Genomic DNA, 21,390 nt, shown 5'->3' with positions numbered 1-21,390 from the left:
GGAAAAGATGGCAGCTTTTTCTGTATGGCATCAGAATTTTTTGGTTCGTATGTGGCAGTACGGTTCTCCTCCGGTCTTGTCGTAATAATGTTGGTGATAGTCCTCTGCCGGCCAGAAGGTAGAGGCGGGAGTCAATCGGGTATTTACTTCATGTCCCTTGCTGCGTAGCAGGTCAATTACAGCCTGTGCCTCCTGTTTCTGGTTCTCGTCCAGATAGAAGATTTCACTCCGGTACTGTGGACCGATGTCCGGACCTTGACCGTCGGTCTGTGCCGGGTCGTGAATTTCGAAAAAAAGTTTGCACAGTTCTGTAAAAGAGGTTTCTTCTGCGTCAAATTCTACCAGGGTAGCTTCTGCATGTCCGGTGGCATGCGATTTCACTTCCGGATAGGTAGGATGGTCTTTATGGCCACCAATGTAACCGACTGTAGAACGGAGTACGCCGTGAGCACGTTCAAATTGGTGCTGGACACCCCAGAAGCACCCGCAGGCGAAAATAGCTTTTTCTAGTTTCATGGTTTATCTTTTTTAGTAAAATTGAACTGATTCGTCTTTTTATCCGGGAATCTTGAAAACGGGCTTGCGTTTCGAATAAAATGAACTTATGTTTCAGATAAAACGAACGTTTGTTTTAATCAAAATGCCCGTTCGTTTGGAATGAAATGTCCGGACGTTTTCCCAAACCTGTCTTTTCCGTTGGAATGGAAGCCGGTTCAGTTCTTATCGAAACGGATGTTCAAACATACAAAAAGTTTTTAATATACCCGTACTTTAGGCGATGGAAACTATTATTCCATTACCTTTGTCGAAAAATTGATACAGGACGATATGAAATTTGTATATATATTCATTTGGTTGGGAATGATGGCAAGTACCTTGTGCGCCCAGTCGTACACGGAAGTAGTGGAACAGGCCATGGAATGTACGCAGAAAGACAGTTTGAGGCAGGCCGAAGCCTTGTTCCGGAAGGCACTGAAAATGGACCCGAAGAATCCGAGAAATGCCTTGTTGTTTTCTAATCTGGGTACTGTACAGAAACGGATGGGAAAAACCGATGAGGCCATTGAATCGTATTCGATGGCATTGAACATTACGCCCTATGCTACAGCGATTCTGTTGAACCGGGCTGCACTTTATATGGAGCAAGGATTGTTGGATAAAGCTTATCTGGACTATTGCAACGTCATCGATCTGATTCCGGAAGAGCTGGAGGCCCGTCTGTTCCGGGCATACATCTATATGCAGCGCCGTCAGTATGCCGAGGCCCGTATCGATTACAATGTCATTTTGAATAAGGACCTGAAGAATAAAGCTGCTCGTCTGGGATTGGTTTTGCTCGATGAAAAAGAAGGACGTATTACCCGTGCGCTGGATGCATTGAATCTGTTGATTGCAGATTATCCTCAGGATGCTTCGCTGCTGAAAATGCGTGCCAATATGGAGGTCGACCAGCAGCAGTGGGAGTTGGCTCTGCTGGATGTAGAAGCGGCTATTCGGCTGGAAAACCGTGATACAGAAAATTACCTTATGAAAGGAAATATCTGCCTGGAATTGGGAAAGAAGGCTGAGGCACGTACTGCTTTCGAACAGGCCATCGCCTTAGGGGTACCTCGTACCGAACTGCAGGAAAAACTGAAAGCCTGCAAGTAAGTCAGACTTTCAGTACATGACGGATAACGGTGATGAAATCCTTTCCGTATTTTTCTTTCTTGTATTCACCGATACCACTGATTTCTCCGAACGCCTCGATGGTGGTCGGCTTGAGGGTAGCCAGCAGGTGGAGCGTCTTGTCCGTCAAGACGATATAAGGAGGTATGGCCTGTGAATCTGCCAGCTTTTTGCGCAGTTGCCGGAGTTCTTCGAAAAGTCTGTCGTCTTGATTCTCGCTGCCGGTCTGTCCGAAAAGCGGAACCTGTTCTGCCACGTGGCTTTGGGTATTTTTCTTTGTCTTGGCAGACTTTTCTTCCCGTTTGATAATGACGAGTTGAGCGGTCGCTTGTCCAAAAAGAACCTTCTTCCCGGCTTCTGTAATTTTCAGGTGGTTGTTCTCGTTGTAGGCTATTTCAAAGTAGCCCAGGTTGAGCATTTGCAGCAGGTAGTCCTGCCAGTCTCTTGCGGGGATTTCTCTGCCTGCACCGTAAGTCTTGACCTTATCGTATCCTTTTTCGATAATTTCTTGTGACGCCGAACCTTTCAGGATGTCAATCAGGGTGTGGGTTCCTATCTGTTGGTTGGTGAGGGCGATGGCACTCAGTGCTTTCTGTACGATGATGGTTCCGTCGAACCGTTCGGGAGGATTCCGGCAGACATCGCAGTTGCCACAGTCATGGTCCATCGTTTCGCCGAAATAATTCAGCAGGATACGCCGGCGGCAGATATCCGTTTCGGCATACTGTTGCATCCGGTTCAGTTTCTCCAGATTGATTTCCTGCTGTTTGCTGTCGGCCGCAAATTTGGATAGCAGGATAATGTCGCTGAAAGAGTAGAACAGCAGCGTATCGCTGGGCAGTCCGTCTCTTCCGGCACGGCCTATCTCCTGGTAGAAGCTTTCGATGCTTTTAGGCAGGTTGTAGTGGATGACCCACCGCACATTCGACTTGTCGATTCCCATGCCGAAAGCGATGGTGGCGCAGACTATCTGTACACGGTCGTTGATGAAATCATCCTGTGCGGCTTCGCGGACAGGAGTACTCAATCCGGCATGGTAGACCGCTACTTTCAGTCCGTAGTCGCTGAGCATTTCGGCCACTTTTTCAGTCGTATTCCGGCTCATGCAGTAGATGATGCCGCTTTCCTGCGGATGTTTCCGGATGAAATTCAGGATGGTACGTATCTTGTCTTTCTGCTGGTATCCCCGACGGACTTCCAGATTCAGGTTCGGGCGGTCGAAAGACGAAATGAATATCTGCGGGTCTTTCATGTCCAGCTGTTTCAGGATGTCCTGTCGTGTAATTTTATCGGCTGTGGCAGTCAGGGCTACAATCGGTACCTGAGGAAACTGTTCGCGGAGGATTTTCAGTTGGGTATATTCCGGGCGGAAATCGTGTCCCCATTGTGAAATACAATGAGCCTCGTCGATGGCGAAGAGGGAAATCCGGATATCCTTCAGGAGAAAGTTCAGTTCGGACATCAGCCGTTCGGGGGAAATGTACAAGAGTCTTACTCTGCCTTGACGGCATTCGAAGCGTACGTTGGCATTGGTCGTTTCGTCGTTCGTACTGTTCAGTGCCCGGGCTATGATGCCGTTTGCCTGTAAAGATTCCACTTGGTCCTTCATCAGCGATATCAGTGGAGAGACCACAATGGCCGTTCCTTCCATCATCAAGGCCGGTAGCTGGTAACAGATGGATTTTCCACCTCCGGTGGGCATCAGAACGAGGGTATCTTTTTTAGCTAAAATGCTTGTAATGATTTCTTTTTGTAGGGGTCTGAACTGGTCGTAACCGAAGTAGGACTTTAACGTTTTCAGCATATATTTTTCTTAAAAATCTCAAATTACTGAACAAATATAACGATTCTTTGGTATTAATAGTAGTTTTAAGTTTATTTGTTTATAGAAATGGAACAATTGGTTACATCGTTAAATTGGGAGAATTTTGGAAAAATAAGGACGATTCTTTTGTTAATTACAAAAAGAACTCCGATTTTTGTAAAACCTATTTATTGATAATCCGTAATCTAAAATCAAAAGGAAAATGATGGAAAATGAAAAACCAGCAGTAGGACAAGAGCAGGCATCTGTAAAGACACGCTACAATTTGCGTGAGAAAAAAGAAAAGAAAGCTGCTTACCGTGACATGATTCGTGCAGAACTTGCCGATGAGTTGTATGATAAGATTCTGAATCTGATTGTGATTCAGAAAAAGTATAAGGACCCTAATTATTCGGCCAAGGATTTGGCGAAGGAATTACGGACGAACACCCGTTATTTGTCGGCGGTCATCAACTCACGCTTCGGGATGAATTACTCGTGTCTGTTGAATGAATATCGAATCAAGGAAGCGTTGCACTTGCTGGTTGACAAGCGGTACGCGGAAAAAAATGTAGAAGAGATTAGTGCATTGGTAGGTTTTGCGAATCGTCAATCTTTTTATGCTGCATTTTATAAAATTATGGGTGAAACGCCCAACGGTTATCGTAAACGCAATGAAAAATAAAGGGATGGGGTTGGGATAGCCGCTGATGGTTCTATCTATTATATTGTCATTCAAATAAGTAGGTCTGTTTTTGATTCGTGAACTGACGGTTGGCGGCAAACAGGTACTTGTTTGGATGACATGTTTTTTTATGATGTTTTTGAAAGAGTAGATATACAATGAGGAAAGAAGAACATATATTCAATTACGTGGTCGACCAGTTTGCCGATCTACAGGTACTCCGCTACCGGGTGGCTGGATTCGACTCCTTGACCCTCCAGCAGAAGAAACTGGTGTATTACTTGTCGGAGGCTGCCTTGCAGGGAAGAGACATTCTGTTCGACCAGAACGGAAAGTATAATCTGCAGATTCGTCGTCTGCTGGAAACCTTGTATGTACATTTCACAGGAGACCGTACGGAGGAGCCTTTCCTGGCTCTGGAAGTCTATCTGAAGCGGGTCTGGTTCTCGAACGGAATCCATCACCATTACGGGTGTGATAAGTTTGTTCCCGGTTTTTCGGCCGAATATCTGAAGAATCTGATTCTGCATACCGACGTATCTCTGCTTCCGCTGGAATCCGGAGAAACGGTGGAAGCGATGTGCGACAAACTGTTTCCAGTCATCTTCCATCCGGAGGTGATGCCGAAGCGGGTCAATCAGAACGATGGGGAAGACCTGGTGGAAACCTCGGCTGCCAATTATTACGAGGGGGTGACCCAGCAGGAAGCCGAAGCATTCTATGCCGCACAGAAAGCACAGGGCGATGCCGAGCATCCGGTGATGTATGGCATGAACAGCCGTCTGGTGAAAAAAGACGGTGTGATTCAGGAAGAAGTCTGGAAGGTGGGAGGCTTGTATGGAAAGGCCATCGAGAAAATTATCGGTTGGCTGCATCGGGCAGAAGAAGTGGCCGAGAATGACAGCCAGCGTCAGGTTATCCGGTTGCTGGTAGCATTTTATCAGACTGGTGACTTGAAACTGTTTGATGACTACTCTATCCAATGGCTGAAGGATACAGCTTCGCGGGTAGACTTTGTCAATGGCTTTATCGAAAGCTATGGCGATCCGTTGGGAATGAAGGCCAGTTGGGAATCGATTGTCAATTTCAAAGACCTGGAAGCTACCCGTCGTACCGAGCTTATCAGCAGCAATGCGCAATGGTTTGAGGACCATTCTCCGGTGAATCCGTCGTTTAAGAAGGAACGGGTGAAAGGGGTATCTGCCAAGGTCATCACCGCGGCGATGCTGGCCGGAGACCTTTATCCGAGTTCGGCCATCGGTATCAATCTGCCTAATTCCAACTGGATTCGGAGTGTTCACGGCTCGAAATCGGTGACTATCGGAAATTTGACCGACGCTTACAACAAGGCCGCGCGTGGAAACGGATTCCGCGAAGAATTTGTATACAGTGAAGCGGAAAAGGAACTGCTGGATAACTATGCAGACCTGACAAGCGACCTTCATACGGATTTGCACGAGTGTCTGGGGCACGGTTCCGGGAAACTCTTGCCGGGAGTAGACCCCGATGCCTTGAAAGCTTACGGTTCTACCATCGAGGAGGCTCGGGCAGATCTGTTCGGCCTGTATTACATGGCAGATGCCAAACTGGTGGAACTGGGACTGCTTCCGGATAATGAGGCCTACAAGGCTGAGTATTATTCGTACATGATGAACGGATTGATGACCCAGTTGGTCCGTATCGAACCGGGGGCTCAGATTGAAGAAGCGCATATGCGTAACCGTCAGCTGATAGCCCGTTGGGTACTCGAAAAAGGACGTGACGGACAGGTTGTGGAATGGGTGAAGAAAGCGGGAAAGACTTTTGTCCGCATCAACGATTATGTCCGTCTGCGCGAACTGTTCGGTCAGCTGCTGGCCGAAATCCAACGTATCAAGAGTGAAGGCGATTTCGAGGCTGCCCGTGCTTTGGTTGAGAACTATGCCGTGAAAGTGGATGCGGCGCTTCATGCTGAAGTGTTGGAACGCTACCGTTCCTTGCATCTGGCTCCCTATAAAGGCTTTGTCAATCCGGTCTATACACCGCAGGTGGACGAGAACGGTGAGATAACAGACGTAACGGTTTTGTATGACGAAGGTTATACCGAGCAGATGTTGCGTTACAGCCGTGATTATTCTAACTTATAACAGGAAAACTATGAATGACGTACATGAAACCATCAAAGAAATAAAAGCCAAGTTCCGTCTTTACATGAACGGAGTCATCTCTCAGAGCATGCGGGACAAGGGAATGGGGTATAAGCTGAATTTCGGTATCGAGTATCCCCGAATCAAGGAAATCGCTGCCGGCTATCAGCCCGACCATGAACTGGCGCAGGTGTTGTGGAAGGAAGATATCCGTGAATGTAAGATTATGGCCGGACTGCTGCAGCCTGCCGATACCTTTTACCGGGAAATCGCTGAAATCTGGATAGAAGATATGCGTTATCCCGAATTGGCCGAATATACCGTGATGAACCTGTTCCAGCGTCTGCCTTACGCATCGGAAGTGGTGTTCTGCTGGATGGCCGACGAACGGGAATATTTCCAGTTGTGCGGTTTCCTGCTGATGGCCCGTCTGCTGATGCAGGGAATGGTTCTGAACGAACGCTCCGAAGAGGAATTCCTGGACCAGGCTCTGACAGCAGTGGAAGGAGATACTTCGTTCGTACAGCGGGCAGCGGCTACGGCTTTGCAGAAATACGGTCAGCAGTCTCGCCAGAACATGCGCAAGTTGAGCAAGCCGTTGATTATGCTGAGTAAATCCGCTCGTGCTGAGGCGCATGCTTTGGCTGCGGAAATAAAAAATGCGATAGAATATTCCATGTAACTTTTCTAAATTACATAAAAAAGATTATCTTTGACGGCTGAACGGAATTTTTCAGATGGAAGAGCATACAATCAAAGAAACGGTAAAGCAGGTTCTTACAGAGTATCTGCAGAAGAACGGACATCGAAAGACGCCTGAACGGTATGCTATACTCGAAACTATCTATTCCATCAAAGGTCATTTCGACATCGATAGCCTGTATAACTACATGGCCGAGAAGGAGAAGTTCCGTGTCAGCCGTGCTACCTTATATAATACCATCATTCTGCTGATTGATGCAGGACTGGTCATCAAGCACCAGTTTGGTAACACATCGCAGTACGAACGCTCATACAACAATGAAACCCATCATCACATGATTTGCACTTCTTGCGGGAAAGTGACTGAATTTGAAGACGAGAACCTGAAGCAGGCCATCGCTCAAACCAAGCTGAAAGGGTTTCATGCGTCACATTATTCGTTGTATATCTATGGATTATGCAGCAAATGTGCGTGGGCAAGGCGAAAGAAGAGTAAATAACTATAAAAATAGAAGAAATCATGAAAGTAGATGTCTTGTTAGGTTTACAGTGGGGAGACGAAGGTAAAGGTAAAGTTGTCGATGTCCTGACTCCGCATTATGATGTTGTTGCCCGTTTTCAGGGAGGTCCCAATGCGGGTCATACGTTGGAATTTGAAGGTCAGAAATACGTCCTGCGTTCCATCCCTTCCGGTATTTTCCAGGGAGATAAGGTGAATATTATCGGTAACGGTGTTGTGCTGGATCCGTCTTTGTTCAAAGCCGAAGCCGAAGCGTTGGAAGCAAGCGGTCATCCCTTGAAGGAACGTCTGTACATTTCCAAGAAGGCTCACCTGATTTTGCCGACTCACCGTATTCTGGATGCGGCTTACGAAGCTGCAAAGGGTGCTTCGAAGGTAGGTACTACCGGAAAGGGTATCGGTCCTACTTATACGGATAAAGTAAGCCGTAACGGTCTGCGTGTAGGTGATATCCTGCATAACTTTGAAGCGAAGTATGCGGCTGCAAAAGCTCGTCATGAACAGATCCTGAAGAGCTTGAACTATGAATATGACATTACAGAACTGGAAAAACAGTGGATGGAAGGTATCGATTACCTGCGTCAGTTCCACCTGGTAGACAGCGAACATACTGTCAACAACCTGTTGAAGGAAGGCAAGAGTATCTTGTGCGAAGGAGCTCAGGGTACCATGCTGGATGTAGATTTCGGTTCTTATCCGTTCGTGACTTCTTCCAATACCATCTGTGCCGGTGCCTGCACAGGTCTAGGACTTGGTCCGAATAAAATCGGTGATGTATTCGGTATCATGAAAGCTTATTGTACTCGTGTCGGTGCCGGACCGTTCCCGACAGAACTGTTTGACGAAACCGGCAAGACAATCCGTGATTTAGGACATGAATACGGTGCTGTTACCGGTCGTGAACGCCGTTGTGGTTGGGTAGACCTGGTAGCGTTGCGTTACGCCATCATGCTGAATGGAGTTACCAAACTGATTCTGATGAAGAGCGACGTCTTGGACGGATTCGATACCGTGAAGGCTTGTGTGGCCTATAAGATTAACGGTGAAGAAATCGATTATTTCCCGTTTGACATCAACGAAGGTGTAGAACCGGTTTATGTAGAACTTCCGGGTTGGAAGACCGATATGACGAAGATGACCAGCGAAGACGAATTCCCTGAAGAATTCAACGCTTATATCTCGTTCCTGGAAGAACAGCTGGAAACTCCGATTAAGATTGTTTCTGTAGGTCCGGACCGTGCTCAGACTATTGTCCGTTATACAGAAGAATAAATCTGCTTCCTGTTTCTGAATCAAATACCTTCGGAATATCTCTGAGGGAAAAGCATATAAAATCCTGATTTCGTTTGAAGTCAGGATTTTTTTATTGTTCGGATGAAAAGCGTAGAATGGGCTTTCATCCGATTTTTGGTTTTATTTATCTATGGCCTTTCATCGGCTAAAAAATATATATATTATGTAAGTTTGAACAAAAAATCTCTTTTTCTGTTATTTTTAGAAAGCTGTTCATGAAAATTAAAACAGCTTGCCAGGAAGCTTCTGAAGTATGGATCCGTTAGCGGGTGCAGATGTCCCGTGATACAGGATAAAGACTTAACTAAACTCTATACATTTTACACTAAACTAAACGAAAATTTATGAAAAAGAGGTTTCTATTTATGCTGTTTTTCCTGTTTTTTCTGATGGGAATCGCATGGTCTCAGACGGGAACGGTGAAAGGGACAGTAACTTCCGGTGAGGATGGTCTTCCGGTTGTCGGTGCATCGGTATTGGTGAAAGGAACCACTATCGGTACCATTACCGATGTGGATGGTCGATGGTCGTTTCAGTATTCAGAATCTGCCGGCTTCAGCCCCTACGATTGTCGTGTCATTTGTAGGTATGAAGAGTCAGGAATTACCTGTAAGTCAGGAAGAGATGGAAATTGTACTGAATCCGGATGCCGAGACGTTGGATGAGGTCGTAGTGACAGCGCAAGGATTGTCCAGGAAGGAAAAATCGTTGGGATATTCCACACAAAAGGTGGGAGGTGAACAGCTCACCACGGTCCGTCAGACTGATTTGGGAAACGCGATGGCCGGAAAGATAGCCGGTGCCCGTTTCTACGGTTCATCGGGTTCCACTTTCGATTCCGGTAGTATCGTTCTCCGTGGTACCAACAGTTTCACTTCTCCGCAGGGAAGCGAGCCGATTTATGTGGTCGACGGTTCCATCACGAACAAGAATAGCGTCAATATGGACGATGTGGAATCCATCAATGTCTTGAAAGGTTCGGCTGCAACGGCCTTGTACGGTTCGGAAGGAGGTAACGGAGCGGTTATCATCACGACCAAACGGGCCCAAGAAGGGAAAGGACGCATCGAAGTGAGTCATACCCTGCAATGGGAACGTTATTACAATCACTTCGATATGCAGAAACAGTATGGAGGGGGTAGTCTGGGATATAACGGTGAGGTACTTGATGCCCAGTATGGTGAAGAATACGATACCATGAGTGCGCAGTATCTGTATGGCATCTTCCGTAACCAGCAGAATGAGGACGGCTCTTATTATTACGATTATCATTCGGATGAAAGTTGGGGAGCCCGTTTCGATCCGCGTGTACAGATGGCTTCTGCCTTGTATTGGGACCCAACCAGTACGAAGTATCGGAAAGCGGATGCCTGGGTCTCTCAGTTGGATTTGGGAGATTTGTTCCGCACTGCTCTGACAAATACCACGAACCTTTCTTTTTCGAAGGCTGGAAAAGATTATTCTTCCCGCATTTCGTATACCCATACCAAACGTGAAGGTATCCAGCAGAATTCGGGTGCCGAGCGGCAGTTCCTGGCTGTAAAGACATCGTTCCAGCCCATAGAATGGATGAATGTTTCGTTGGATTATAAGTTCACTTACCGCCGGAACCACAATGCTGCCAGCGAGGATTTCGGGGATGGCCGCAATGTGTTACATAAATACATCCAGTGGGGACAGACCAGTGTAAACCTGAATGATTACAAGGATTACCTGCGCCCGGACGGTACCTGGCGTACTTGGAACATCAAGAGTATTACCAATCTGGCTCCTAACTTCCACGATTCGCCTTATGCCGTACTCGATAACATCAACTTTTACGAGACTTCCCGTTGGAACGTCTTTACGGCCGATGCAGAGTTTCTGCTTCCGAAACATTTCAAAGCCGGTGTCCGGGTAACCGGGAACCTGGTTTCTTACAACGAGGAGCAGGAACTTGCTGCAGGAGGAGCAGACTTCCTGTCGTATTATGGACAGGAACAGTATCATGCCAGTGACATGACCGTGCAAGGGCGTGTAACCTGGGGCGACCGTTACCTGAACGACCGTCTGAGTCTGGATGCGGCAGCTTTTGTAGAACAGCGCATGTATAATTACGGCTCCTTGCAGGGTAATACGACGGATGGATTGATTATCAATAAATTCTATAACCTGGCGACTTCGAGCGGTTATGTCAATGCTTCCAACGAGGACCGTCATTACAAGACCCGTAGCGTGTTTGCTACTGTAACCGCCGGGTTTGATGATACCTATTTCCTGGATGGTTCTTTGCGCAACGACTGGGATTCAAGGCTTCCGTCTACCCATAACAGTTATCTGTACGGCGGTTTGTCGGCCAGTGTCATGCTGAACCGGTTTGTCAAGAATCTTTCTTGGTTGAACTATTGGAAACTGCGCAGTTCGTTGGCGCAGGTAGGTTCTACGCTGAGTGTGTATAAAACAATCCCTTCTTTTGAAACGGATAAATACAACTCCTTGACTGCTATGTATGCTCCGTATGTGCAGTTGAATCCGAACATCAAGCCTACCATTTCCACTTCTTACGAAGTCGGTACCGAGTTCCGGCTGTTCCAGAACCGTTTCTGGGGAGACCTGAACTTCTATGTACGTGATACCCGCAATCAGATTCTGAATGTGACGGTCGCTCCGCAGTCGGGGTATTCATCCCGTCAGTTGAATGCCGGTCTGGTCCGTAACAAAGGTATCGAAATCAGTTTGGGAGGTATTCCGGTACGTACCAAGGATTTCCAGTGGGACGTGGATTTCAACATCGCCAAGAACGACAACAAACTGGTACGTCTGAACGATGAAATCAATGAATACCTGTTGGAAGGTAACCGCTTCTATTATTTCTGGTACCTGAAAGCAAAGGTGGGAAGCCCTATCGGTGTCATCACTACCATGTCTCGATTTAAGCGGAACGAACAGGGTGAACTCTTGCTGAAACCGACATCGAGTGCCGGTTGGGGAGGAGGCTACAGCCCTGCTCTGGAAACGGATGTAGAAAAGGAAGTAGGCAATTTCCAGCCTGACTGGACCGGAGGTTTCTCCACTTCCGTACGATACAAGGAATTTCGTCTGGCAGCCAGCTTCGATTTCATGATTGGCGGTCAGATGGTATCATGGACCAATCTGTGGTCTACCGGTTCCGGAACAAGTATCGCTACAGCTCGGCTGAACAATCGGGGTGTCAATGAGCGTGAAGGTATCAACCGGGGTGGAGGTGTATACGTTACCGGTGTGGACGAGACAACGGGCGAAAAGGTTTCCATTATACATTCGGCGCGGACAACAATCCGGATGTGCCTTCATACAGCTGGATGTATTACGTAGGAAATCCGGATTACGCATCGGCCAACCAGAATTTCGTGCCGAACCAGGTACTGGTGGAGTCACTGAAAGCTTATCGTGACAACCGTCTTTTCGCCTATTGTGACCTGAATGGCTATAAAGGAGACCGTGAAGGTGACCCCGACAGCTTTGACTCGTATTTCGGTGTGCCGTTCGGTTTGGCTTCTCCTGATGCCGTTTACGATGTGGCGGCCAACTGCTGTTCGGTGGATGCCCGGTATTGCGAGCCTCAGGCCACTTACGGTATCATTACGACCGCCCGTACCCTGCTGGTAGAGGCAGAAGCAGCTACCCTCGGATGGATTAGTGCCGATGCCAACGCGCTGTATCAGGCAGGTATCCGTGCATCTTTCGCTTTCAGCGGTGCCGATGGAGTGGATGCTTACCTCCAGAACCCGAAAGTCATCCTTTCTTCCGATAAGGCTGAGGCCTTGAAACAGATTGTCATGCAGCGTTTTCTGGCAGGATTCCTTACCGATGGTATCGAAGCCTGGTCCGACTGGCGGCGGTATAACATTCCGGAATTGCCCATCGAGCCCGGACAGGCCGATGTCGGTATTACGGTTTATCCTTATCGGATGCAGTATTCCGATGCCGACAAGCAATACAACGTAGCGAATGCCGAGGCGGCTATCCGGACCTATCTGAACGGAGATGACAGCCGGTGGCAGCGTGTCTGGTGGGACGTAGCCGACAATGATTGAGCAGCACCGGAGCATTCGGCTCCGGCTTCAACTGAACTAAACAGAATAGATAAATAAACTAAACTTGATTTGACTAAACTGGATTTGATTCAACTAAACTGACACATGAATAGGCATTAATAAATCTCTCTTAATTTCATTTTATGTTGGAAGGCTCTCTTAGTGATAAGGGGGTCTTTCGTCTTATAGGCGGCTATGCCGGATGGTACAGGTAAAGGAAAGCCCTGGCTCCCGGAAGTAGCCAGGGCTTTCAGAACATTCGGTATTCAGAATCCTTTTTTCACTCAATAGTTCTTTGTACACAGAGAGTTGTAATAAGTTCGATGGGAGGTCTTTCGGAGAGAAGTTTTTGTAGGAGGCTGGTGGTTATCGTTCAAACACTTTCACTTATAGGGATATCAGAAGTTTTTCTAGCCCATGTACACCATTATGGATAATCGTGATTATCCAACTTGTTATTTCGTTCCAAGGGATTTCCCAAAGCGCTGAAGGTATAACAGCCAAAGCAATAGTAGAAAATATCCAGCCTTTTAGGGAATTCATTTTCATCCAAAAAATTTTTAGGAATGATAAACGGAGTTCACTATCGTATGTTCCCAATAAATCATAAACTTTTCCTTGCAGAACATAAGCGTTTTGATAACTTTCAAAAGCCTTATTTGCGTCAAATGACTCGTGCAATTTGGCATCCTCTACATTTTTAACGACTTCATAACGCAGCGAGGTATAGGCATTCCAAAATTCACCATCCTTTACACGTAACCAATGCTTCCCGAAATGATTGGCTTCATATTCGTTAATATAGTCGAAGAATAAGATATTGAGCTGTTTGAAGCAATCGTAAATCAAACGCTTCAAGTGTCCTTCTGCCTTATTCAATTCCTTGTGAACCGCTTCTGCTGACATTCCGTCTGCATAACATCTTGCTATATGGTCGTTCAACGCTCTCATTTCATTGAGGACAGCATTGATATATTGGTTGCCATTACGTACAAACAAGTCAAAAAGTAGGGGCTTAATCTCCAAGTAGGACATTATTAAATCCCTATACATTTCGCTGATGACAGATTCCTTACTCATAATCACAACAATTTAAAAATAAGAAGATTGATTATCAAAGCAACAGCTATGGTGAAAAGCCACTTAAATACCGTGGTGACTTTGTTGTCCGATAATAGGCCTGTGGCCAAGGTTCCCGCATGGCATTCGGCAATCATATTTTTCATTTCCTTGAGTTTGCGGTAAGCGGCTTGTAAATCCGTGTTTTTGATTGCTCTGACCTCCTTTTCCAGACGAAAAAACTTACCACAAAATCTTCCGTCGTCAAGCGCATCAAGAATTTCTCGTGAAAATCGGGATTTGAATTGATTGACATCTTCCATCATGCTTGCCACAAGGCAGACCCTTAAATTCTCGATAGCCGAGTCAAGGCATTTTTCCGCATCCATCATATACTCTTCCTTTTCCTCTGCTGTTGAAGCCCTTTCGTACAACGCGATGTTGTCGAACATCGAGGGAATGTCATGAAGCAAAGGAGTCACGAAATTTTCATTCCGTGACTCATATTCGGCAATCAGAGGTTTTAACTCTGAACAGTATCTGTCATATAGAGGTTTAAGTTGCGGATTCAGCATTTTCATGATTAGAAATTTTGGATAATCTTTTTCATTCTATCCATTGAAACCATACGCCCTGATTGGAGATAAATGGAACCTCGCGGTTTCACTTGACGTGCCGTCCTCTTTGCATTGCAAGAAGATTTTCTCACATGCAATGCATTCAAACGTGTCGCTTGCTGTATGGCGCATGATATCCCTACAGACTTTTCACTTGTCCGACGCGCTTCATAATGTAAATGAAACTTCATATAAACGTTTTTAGCATTAAAATTTATGTTGATTGCAAATGTACTGATTTTATTTGATTTAACGCATACTTTGCGAAAAAAACATCGAAAATTTTGGGAAAAGACAAGTCGGGCTTTGGTCAGATAAAAACAGTTGTTTGATATATCTGGAACAACTATGTAAACAACACTTAAAATGTGATGAGGTTTGTCATGTCGCTTATCTGTTTCGCATACGGACATAAAAAAAGGAGTACCGCTGTACTCCAACCTTTGTTAACCTTAAATCTAATACTATGAAAAACACATTGCAAAGGTACGGATTTCTTCTATCTCTGCAAATGTTTAGCCGGAAAAATTCTGCTCTATAACATAGTTTAAGGAATTGTCCGTTGGGTTATGGGCTTGTTAACAACTTGGTATCCGTGTTGTAATATTTTAAGCCTTCGGAGTGGTAAGGGTTATTGAAAAAATGGTAACTTTGCCGGCACTTTGAAAAGTTATTGCGCATGATTTCCATAGAAGGACTGAAAGTTGAGTTTGGTGTAACATCTTTGTTTGAAGATGTTTCTTTTGTCATCAATAAGAAAGACCGCATAGCCTTGGTCGGTAAAAACGGTGCCGGCAAGTCTACCATGCTGAAGATTCTGGCTGGTGAACAGCGTCCTACAGAAGGAACAGTAGCCGTTCAACGGAACATTACCGTAGGATATCTGCCTCAGGTGATGATATTGAGTGATACCCGTACGGTTATGGAAGAAGCCGAGATGGCATTTGAACATATCTTCGAGATGCAGGAGCGTATCAACCGGATGAACCAGGAACTGGCCGACCGGACCGATTATGATTCGGAGAGCTATCAGGAGCTGATCGAACGCTTTACGCACGATAACGAGCATTTCCTGATGATGGGAGGTACCAATTACCGTGCCGAAATAGAGCGGACACTCATCGGACTGGGATTTGAACGGAGTGACTTCGACCGTCCTACTTCCGAGTTCAGTGGCGGTTGGCGTATGCGTATCGAACTGGCCAAGCTGTTGTTGCGCCGTCCGGATGTGTTGCTGCTCGACGAGCCGACCAACCACCTCGATATCGAGAGTATCCAGTGGCTGGAAGGATTCCTGAAAGTCAGTCCGGGAGCTGTCGTACTGGTGAGTCACGACCGCGCCTTTATCAATAATGTCACCAATCGTACCATTGAGATATCCTGCGGGCACATTTATGATTATAAAGTTCCGTATGATGAGTTTGTAGTCCTGCGGAAGGAACGTCGCGAGCAGCAGCTCCGTGCCTACGAGAACCAGCAGAAAGAAATCAAGGATACCGAAGATTTCATCGAACGTTTCCGTTACAAGGCTACCAAAGCCGTACAGGTACAGAGCCGCATCAAGCAGTTGGAGAAGATTGTTCCTATCCGGATTGATGAGGAGGACCATTCCACCCTTCGTCTGAAATTTCCGCCTGCCATGCGTTCGGGTAACTATCCCGTTATCTGCGAGGGGGTGAAGAAGGCTTATGGCGAGCACGTGGTGTTCCACGATGTGGATATGACCATCCACCGCGGAGAGAAGGTCGCTTTTGTCGGAAAGAACGGCGAGGGAAAATCTACGCTGGTGAAATGTATCATGGACCAGATACCTTTCGAGGGGAAACTGGTGATTGGTCATAATGTACAGATCGGTTATTTCGCACAGAACCAGGCCCAGTTGTTGGATGAGAATCTGACGGTGTTCGATACCATCGACCGGGTAGCGCAAGGCGATATCCGGCTCAAGATACGCGATATCCTGGGTGCCTTCATGTTCGGTGGCGAGGCTTCGGACAAGAAGGTGAAGGTACTTTCCGGAGGAGAACGCAGCCGTCTGGCCATGATTCGTCTGTTGCTGGAGCCGGTGAACCTGCTGATACTGGACGAGCCGACCAATCACCTGGACATGCGTTCGAAAGATGTGTTGAAGGATGCCATCCGCGATTTCGACGGAACGGTGATTGTCGTATCGCACGACCGTGAGTTTCTGGACGGACTGGTTACCAAGGTATACGAGTTTGGCGGAGGTGTCGTGAAAGAACATATCGGCGGTATCTACGATTTCCTGCAGAAGAAGAAAATGGAAAGCCTGCAGGAACTGCAGCTGACGCAGTCGTCTGCCCCTGTTGCAAAAGAGGAATCAGTTCCGGTGAGCGAGAATAAGCTTTCCTACGAGGCACAGAAGGAACTGAACCGCAAAGCCCGTAAGTTGGAGAAGCAGGTTGCTGCCTGCGAAACCCACATCGGCGAACTGGAAGCGCAGGTGACTGAGATAGAGAACCGCATGGCTACTCCCGAAGGGGCGGCCGACCGTTCGCTCTATGAACAGTACCAGGCGCTGAAGAAAGAGATTGCCGCGGCAGAGGAAGAGTGGGAGAGTATGCTGATGGAACTGGAAGAACTTCAGCAGTAATTAATAATTAATAATGAAGATGGACACTGGGGCTTGTTCTCTCTTTCTGAAACCTCGTTAACTTGATGAGTATAGAACTATTTTAATATATATATCAAAATGAAGACAAGACAATGTATGGCTGTTGCAGCCTTGATTTTGACTGCAATGACCGGTTGTACCAGCCAGAAGGAAGTGAAGAGTACTTCAGGCCTTGACTTGACCAACATGGATACTACCGTATCTGCCGGTCAGGACTTTTTCCAGTATGCTTGTGGCGGATGGAACGAAAAGCATCCGCTGACTGCTGAATATTCCCGTTTCGGTACTTTCGACCTGCTGGCCGAGGACAACCAGAAACAGATTCGTGAACTGATAGAAGGACTGGCAGCCCAGAAAGGCGAAGCCGGAACTGCTGCTCAGAAAATCGGCGACCTCTACAACCTGGCCATGGACAGCGTAACGCTGAACAAGCAGGGGTATGAACCCATCAAGGCACAGTTGGAAAAGATTGCTGCCCTGAAAGACAAGAGCGAAATCATTCCGATGATGACCGAACTCAACATGCAGGGAATCGGTACCTATTTCAGCAATTATGTATATGCCGACCCGAAGAACAGCAGTCTGAATATCTTCCAGATGGGACAGGGAGGTATCAACCTGGGTGAAAAGGAATATTACCTCGATACCGACAGCGTAACTTCGAATATCCGTGAACAGTATAAGAAATACATCACGAAGCTTTTCACATTGGTAGGATGCTCTGAAGCCGAAGCTACGCAGAAGATGAACGATGTAATGGAAATTGAAACAGCCATTGCCAAGGTTTCTCGCAGCGCTACGGAATTGCGTGATCCGGAAGCCAACTATCACAAGATGACCTACGCCGAACTGAAGAAGCAGATTCCGGGCATCGACTGGGATACTTTCCTGAAAGGACTGGGTATCGCACAGGTGGATGAGCTGAATGTGGAACAGGTGGAACCGATTGCCGAGGTAGCCAACCTGATGAACACCCTGCCGCTTTCCAAGCACATCTCTTACTTGCAGTATAACCTGATTGACGCGGCTGCCAGCTGCCTGAGCGACGATTTTATCGCTGCCCGTTTCGATTTCTACGGAAAAGTTTTGTCCGGTCGCCAGGTGAACCAGCCTCGCTGGAAACGTGCCGTCAATTCCGTGAACGGCCTGCTGGGCGAACTGGTAGGACAGATGTATGTAGAGAAGTATTTCTCTCCGGCTGCCAAGGAACGTATGGTGAACCTGGTAAAGAATCTGCAGACTGCGTTGGGTGAACGTATCCAGGCACAGGAATGGATGAGCGACAGTACCAAGGTACGTGCTCAGGAAAAACTGGCTACCTTCCATGTAAAAGTCGGCTATCCGGACAAGTGGAAAGATTATTCAGACTTGAAGGTAGAGAAGGATTCTTATTGGGCTAATGTCTGCCGTGCCGCCGCATGGGAGCGTAAGGACAACTACAGCCGTCTGGGCAAACCGGTGGATAAGGATGAATGGCTGATGACTCCGCAGACTGTCAACGCCTACTACAACCCGTCTACCAATGAAATCTGTTTCCCGGCCGCTATCCTGCAATATCCGTTCTTTGACATGGAGGCTGACGACGCGTTCAATTACGGTGCCATCGGTGTCGTTATCGGCCATGAAATGACTCACGGATTCGATGACCAGGGCCGTCAGTTTGATAAGGACGGTAACCTGAAAGACTGGTGGGCTGCCGGCGATGCAGACCGCTTCAAGGAACGTGCTCAGGTGATGGTTGATTTCTTTGATAACATCGAAGTGTTGCCGGGACTTCATGCCAACGGTACTCTGACTTTGGGTGAAAATCTGGCCGACCATGGTGGTCTGAATGTAGCTTATCTGGCCTATAAGAATGCTACTGCCAACGCTCCGCTGGAAGACAAGGACGGTTTCACTGCCGATCAGCGCTTCTTCCTGGCCTATGCTACCCTGTGGGCAGGTAATATCCGCGACGAACAGATTCGTGTATACACCAAGTCCGATCCGCACTCACTGGGCAGATGGCGTGTAAACGGTGCCCTGCCTCATATCCAGGCCTGGTACGATGCGTTCAACATCACTCCGTCCGATCCGCTTTACCTCGCTCCTGAAAAACGGGTGAATGTGTGGTAATTGACCGATACGAAAAAATGAACGTTCGTTTGTAGTAAGACGGACGTTCGTTTGGATGAAAACGTCCTCATGTTTTGATTGAAACGTGAGGACGTTTTTTTGTATGCTCGGCATGAGTTGTAATGTACTAAAGTCGGTTGGCAGGAGCGAATAATTTGTAGGGCATTCTTTTTAGATATGTAAGCATCTTGTTACCGTCCATATCCGGCGGTTTTTTACGATGTTTGCATGTCCTTTTGTGTTTCAGTATATCAGATGGAACTGAAAGGTCTTTGATTGTTTTATTAAAATCTGATTTATGAAAAAGAAAAACCTGATGGAATTCATGAAACGGGTCATAGCCGGTTTCGTGAAGGAAGGACGTCCGGGTACAGCACATGTGTACCAGAGTACCTATAACCGTATTCTTGACTTTATGGGAGGCCGCCCGATGGATTTTGCTGAACTTACCCCTTCGTGGCTGAAAGCCTTCCAGAATTACCTGCTTTCCCGCCAGCTTCAGTGGAACAGCATTTCTACGTATATGCGGATGCTCCGTGCCGTCTATTTCCGGGCGGTAGACCAGGAGTTGGCTCCTGCACACCCTCGCCTGTTCCACGGCGTGTATACCGGTACTCGGGTGACGGTGAAGCGTGCAGTCGAAGCCGGAGTGTTCCGTAGACTGCAGGAACCGCTTCCGAAGCATACCGGACTGGAGAAGACGAGGATGCTCTTCCTGCTGCTTTTCATGTTACGGGGAATTCCGTTTGTAGACATCGCTTTTCTGCGCCGTTGCGATCTGGAAGGGGATATCCTGACGTACCGGCGGCGGAAGACCGGAGCCTGGCTGACAGTACGTATAGAGCCGGAAGCCAGAAAGCTGATTCAGGCGTTGCAGAGCACCGATACGGAATCCCCTTATATTTTCCCCTTTATCCGTCATCCGGGTACCGGTGAGTACCGGCAATACCAGCATGCCTTGCGGAAATTTAACCGGCATCTGAAGAAACTTTCCGGTCTGCTGGGACAGAAAATAGCGCTGAGCAGTTACAGTGCCCGCCACAGTTGGGCTACCCTTGCCAATTTCTGTGACTATCAGCAGGAACTGATATCGAATGCCATGGGGCACTCTTCGGTAAAAGTAACGGAAACTTACTTCCAGCGGCATTCCGACGACCGGATTCATGCTATGAACCGGGGGATACTTTCACGTGTTTTTTGCTGATTAAGGATTGTATATACTTGATTATAAATATATTATGACAGCTCTTTAACTGGAGGGGGAGTCTGTTACTTTATAGGTAATGGAATTGATTTAATGAAGCAAAAATAGTAAGAATATTTTAATCGCTCAATAGAATTAAAGAAAATATTATCAAAAAATAGTGAAGTTTATACCATAATACAAATTTTAAATCAAACAGTTATCCTACCGACAAGCGAAATGTGAACAGATGTTTATGCTGTCCCTTCCTGTCAGTGTGAATAAAGGAGCTTTGATTTGTCTGCTAATTTAAAAGAGGAATCGCTTTTTGTCCTTTTTCTCTTATGTCTGAATAGTTTAGGTCTGTCTATCCGTTACCTATAAAGTAATGGAAATGGGGAAGTGTACAGAGATAGCTTGAAAAACATACATTTTTACTTAAACATACGGGACATGAGAAAGATCTTTTGCGTACTTTTTCTGTTGGTAGGTGTTTCTTTATCGGCACAGGACATAGCAGTCAAGACCAATCTGCTCTATGATGCTTCTACTACCATCAATTTAGGGACAGAAATCGGTTTGTCACCCAAGTGGACGTTGGATTTATCGGCCAATTATAACGGTTGGACCTTCAGTGAGAACAAGAAATGGAAACACTGGATGGCGCAACCGGAGGCCCGTTATTGGCTGTGCGAGAAGTTCAACGGTCATTTCGTAGGTGCCCATTTGCTGGGCGGTCAGTACAACTGGGGCGGTATCAAACTGCCGTTCGGGCTGTTCGATGACCTGGAGAAACACCGCTACGAAGGTTGGTATGCCGGCGGTGGCTTGGTATACGGCTATCAATGGTTGTTGGGCAAACGTTGGAGCATCGAGGCTGCCATCGGTGTAGGTTATGTCCGTGCCCATTATGATAAATATGAATGCG

17 protein-coding genes are annotated in these 21,390 nt (G+C 46.9%); 13 read left to right on the top strand and 4 right to left on the bottom strand.

Translation table 11 applies throughout. The features are described 5' to 3' along the window. Nucleotides 1-30: 30 nt before the first annotated feature. On the bottom strand, nucleotides 31-516 hold the full coding sequence (gene msrA, locus C510_RS0115355; RefSeq protein ID WP_018712159.1) for a peptide-methionine (S)-S-oxide reductase MsrA: 486 nt from the start codon (nucleotides 514-516) through the stop codon (nucleotides 31-33). A gap of 312 nt (nucleotides 517-828) precedes the next feature. Here msrA and C510_RS0115350 point away from each other — a divergent pair, with 312 nt between their 5' ends. Then, a complete protein-coding gene (locus C510_RS0115350; protein ID WP_025893079.1) occupies nucleotides 829-1,650 on the top strand; it encodes a tetratricopeptide repeat protein in 822 nt (273 codons plus the stop codon). Between the two features lies 1 nt (nucleotide 1,651). Here C510_RS0115350 and recQ read toward each other — a convergent pair whose 3' ends face one another. Then, nucleotides 1,652-3,472 carry a DNA helicase RecQ gene (gene recQ / locus C510_RS0115345; RefSeq protein WP_018712157.1) on the bottom strand — a complete coding sequence of 607 codons (1,821 nt, stop codon included), beginning with the start codon at nucleotides 3,470-3,472 and terminating at the stop codon, nucleotides 1,652-1,654. 223 nt (nucleotides 3,473-3,695) lie between these two features. Between recQ and C510_RS0115340 the strand changes: the two genes are divergently transcribed. From C510_RS0115340 to C510_RS16735, 8 genes are all read left to right on the top strand, one after another. Then, complete coding sequence (locus tag C510_RS0115340) at nucleotides 3,696-4,157, top strand: helix-turn-helix domain-containing protein (protein ID WP_022340874.1); 462 nt, start codon at nucleotides 3,696-3,698, stop codon at nucleotides 4,155-4,157. Nucleotides 4,158-4,315: 158 nt separating this feature from the next. Next, on the top strand, nucleotides 4,316-6,283 hold the full coding sequence (locus tag C510_RS0115335; RefSeq protein WP_018712155.1) for a dipeptidyl-peptidase 3 family protein: 1,968 nt from the start codon (nucleotides 4,316-4,318) through the stop codon (nucleotides 6,281-6,283). 10 nt (nucleotides 6,284-6,293) lie between these two features. Beyond that, nucleotides 6,294-6,965, top strand: a complete 672-nt coding sequence (locus tag C510_RS0115330; RefSeq protein ID WP_018712154.1) for a DNA alkylation repair protein — start codon at nucleotides 6,294-6,296, stop codon at nucleotides 6,963-6,965. 55 nt (nucleotides 6,966-7,020) lie between these two features. After that, on the top strand, nucleotides 7,021-7,485 hold the full coding sequence (locus C510_RS0115325; protein WP_018712153.1) for a Fur family transcriptional regulator: 465 nt from the start codon (nucleotides 7,021-7,023) through the stop codon (nucleotides 7,483-7,485). A gap of 20 nt (nucleotides 7,486-7,505) precedes the next feature. Next, nucleotides 7,506-8,777 carry an adenylosuccinate synthase gene (locus tag C510_RS0115320; RefSeq protein ID WP_018712152.1) on the top strand — a complete coding sequence of 424 codons (1,272 nt, stop codon included), beginning with the start codon at nucleotides 7,506-7,508 and terminating at the stop codon, nucleotides 8,775-8,777. Nucleotides 8,778-9,142: 365 nt separating this feature from the next. Continuing rightward, a complete protein-coding gene (locus C510_RS17640; protein WP_187326683.1) occupies nucleotides 9,143-9,463 on the top strand; it encodes a carboxypeptidase-like regulatory domain-containing protein in 321 nt (106 codons plus the stop codon). Beyond that, on the top strand, nucleotides 9,345-12,131 hold the full coding sequence (locus C510_RS16740) for a SusC/RagA family TonB-linked outer membrane protein (RefSeq protein ID WP_425311423.1): 2,787 nt from the start codon (nucleotides 9,345-9,347) through the stop codon (nucleotides 12,129-12,131). Before C510_RS17640 ends, C510_RS16740 begins: the two co-directional genes overlap by 119 nt. Beyond that, a complete protein-coding gene (locus C510_RS16735; protein WP_018712150.1) occupies nucleotides 12,119-12,853 on the top strand; it encodes a SusD/RagB family nutrient-binding outer membrane lipoprotein in 735 nt (244 codons plus the stop codon). Before C510_RS16740 ends, C510_RS16735 begins: the two co-directional genes overlap by 13 nt. Before the next feature lie 387 nt (nucleotides 12,854-13,240). Here the strand turns inward: C510_RS16735 and C510_RS0115305 are convergent, their stop codons facing one another. Beyond that, entirely contained in the window at nucleotides 13,241-13,933 is a 693-nt protein-coding gene (locus C510_RS0115305; protein WP_018712149.1) for a hypothetical protein, read from the bottom strand. Nucleotides 13,934-13,935: 2 nt separating this feature from the next. Beyond that, the gene (locus tag C510_RS16730; RefSeq protein WP_018712148.1) at nucleotides 13,936-14,493 is read right to left on the bottom strand and encodes a hypothetical protein; all 558 of its coding nucleotides are present in this window, start codon (nucleotides 14,491-14,493) and stop codon (nucleotides 13,936-13,938) included. Nucleotides 14,494-15,208: 715 nt separating this feature from the next. On the opposite strand from C510_RS16730, the gene abc-f reads away from it, so the two are divergent. The 4 genes from abc-f to C510_RS0115280 all read left to right on the top strand — a co-directional run. Continuing rightward, the gene (gene abc-f, locus C510_RS0115295) at nucleotides 15,209-17,143 is read left to right on the top strand and encodes a ribosomal protection-like ABC-F family protein (RefSeq protein WP_018712147.1); all 1,935 of its coding nucleotides are present in this window, start codon (nucleotides 15,209-15,211) and stop codon (nucleotides 17,141-17,143) included. A 99-nt stretch (nucleotides 17,144-17,242) separates the two neighbouring features. Continuing rightward, nucleotides 17,243-19,279 carry a M13 family metallopeptidase gene (locus C510_RS0115290; RefSeq protein ID WP_026320253.1) on the top strand — a complete coding sequence of 679 codons (2,037 nt, stop codon included), beginning with the start codon at nucleotides 17,243-17,245 and terminating at the stop codon, nucleotides 19,277-19,279. A 298-nt stretch (nucleotides 19,280-19,577) separates the two neighbouring features. Beyond that, nucleotides 19,578-20,483 carry a tyrosine-type recombinase/integrase gene (locus C510_RS0115285; protein WP_018712145.1) on the top strand — a complete coding sequence of 302 codons (906 nt, stop codon included), beginning with the start codon at nucleotides 19,578-19,580 and terminating at the stop codon, nucleotides 20,481-20,483. A gap of 432 nt (nucleotides 20,484-20,915) precedes the next feature. Next, nucleotides 20,916-21,390 (top strand): DUF3575 domain-containing protein (locus C510_RS0115280; protein WP_018712144.1); only part of this gene is annotated, 475 nt, incomplete at its 3' end.

This window comes from Phocaeicola barnesiae DSM 18169 = JCM 13652 (assembly GCF_000374585.1).
Taxonomy (GTDB): domain Bacteria; phylum Bacteroidota; class Bacteroidia; order Bacteroidales; family Bacteroidaceae; genus Phocaeicola; species Phocaeicola barnesiae.
Note: the sequence above shows the minus strand (reverse complement) of the source record. Positions and strands in the feature narration are given on the sequence as shown.

Coding starts and splice junctions, on each gene's coding strand:
- C510_RS0115350 (WP_025893079.1), top strand. CDS start 829: ATGAAATTTGTATATATATTCATTTGGTTGGGAATGATGGCAAGTACC.
- C510_RS0115320 (WP_018712152.1), top strand. CDS start 7,506: ATGAAAGTAGATGTCTTGTTAGGTTTACAGTGGGGAGACGAAGGTAAA.
- abc-f (WP_018712147.1), top strand. CDS start 15,209: ATGATTTCCATAGAAGGACTGAAAGTTGAGTTTGGTGTAACATCTTTG.
- C510_RS0115325 (WP_018712153.1), top strand. CDS start 7,021: ATGGAAGAGCATACAATCAAAGAAACGGTAAAGCAGGTTCTTACAGAG.
- C510_RS0115335 (WP_018712155.1), top strand. CDS start 4,316: ATGAGGAAAGAAGAACATATATTCAATTACGTGGTCGACCAGTTTGCC.
- C510_RS16730 (WP_018712148.1), bottom strand. CDS start 14,493: ATGAAAATGCTGAATCCGCAACTTAAACCTCTATATGACAGATACTGT.
- C510_RS0115305 (WP_018712149.1), bottom strand. CDS start 13,933: ATGAGTAAGGAATCTGTCATCAGCGAAATGTATAGGGATTTAATAATG.
- C510_RS0115340 (WP_022340874.1), top strand. CDS start 3,696: ATGATGGAAAATGAAAAACCAGCAGTAGGACAAGAGCAGGCATCTGTA.
- msrA (WP_018712159.1), bottom strand. CDS start 516: ATGAAACTAGAAAAAGCTATTTTCGCCTGCGGGTGCTTCTGGGGTGTC.
- C510_RS0115285 (WP_018712145.1), top strand. CDS start 19,578: ATGAAAAAGAAAAACCTGATGGAATTCATGAAACGGGTCATAGCCGGT.
- recQ (WP_018712157.1), bottom strand. CDS start 3,472: ATGCTGAAAACGTTAAAGTCCTACTTCGGTTACGACCAGTTCAGACCC.
- C510_RS17640 (WP_187326683.1), top strand. CDS start 9,143: ATGAAAAAGAGGTTTCTATTTATGCTGTTTTTCCTGTTTTTTCTGATG.
- C510_RS16735 (WP_018712150.1), top strand. CDS start 12,119: ATGTATTACGTAGGAAATCCGGATTACGCATCGGCCAACCAGAATTTC.
- C510_RS0115290 (WP_026320253.1), top strand. CDS start 17,243: ATGAAGACAAGACAATGTATGGCTGTTGCAGCCTTGATTTTGACTGCA.
- C510_RS0115330 (WP_018712154.1), top strand. CDS start 6,294: ATGAATGACGTACATGAAACCATCAAAGAAATAAAAGCCAAGTTCCGT.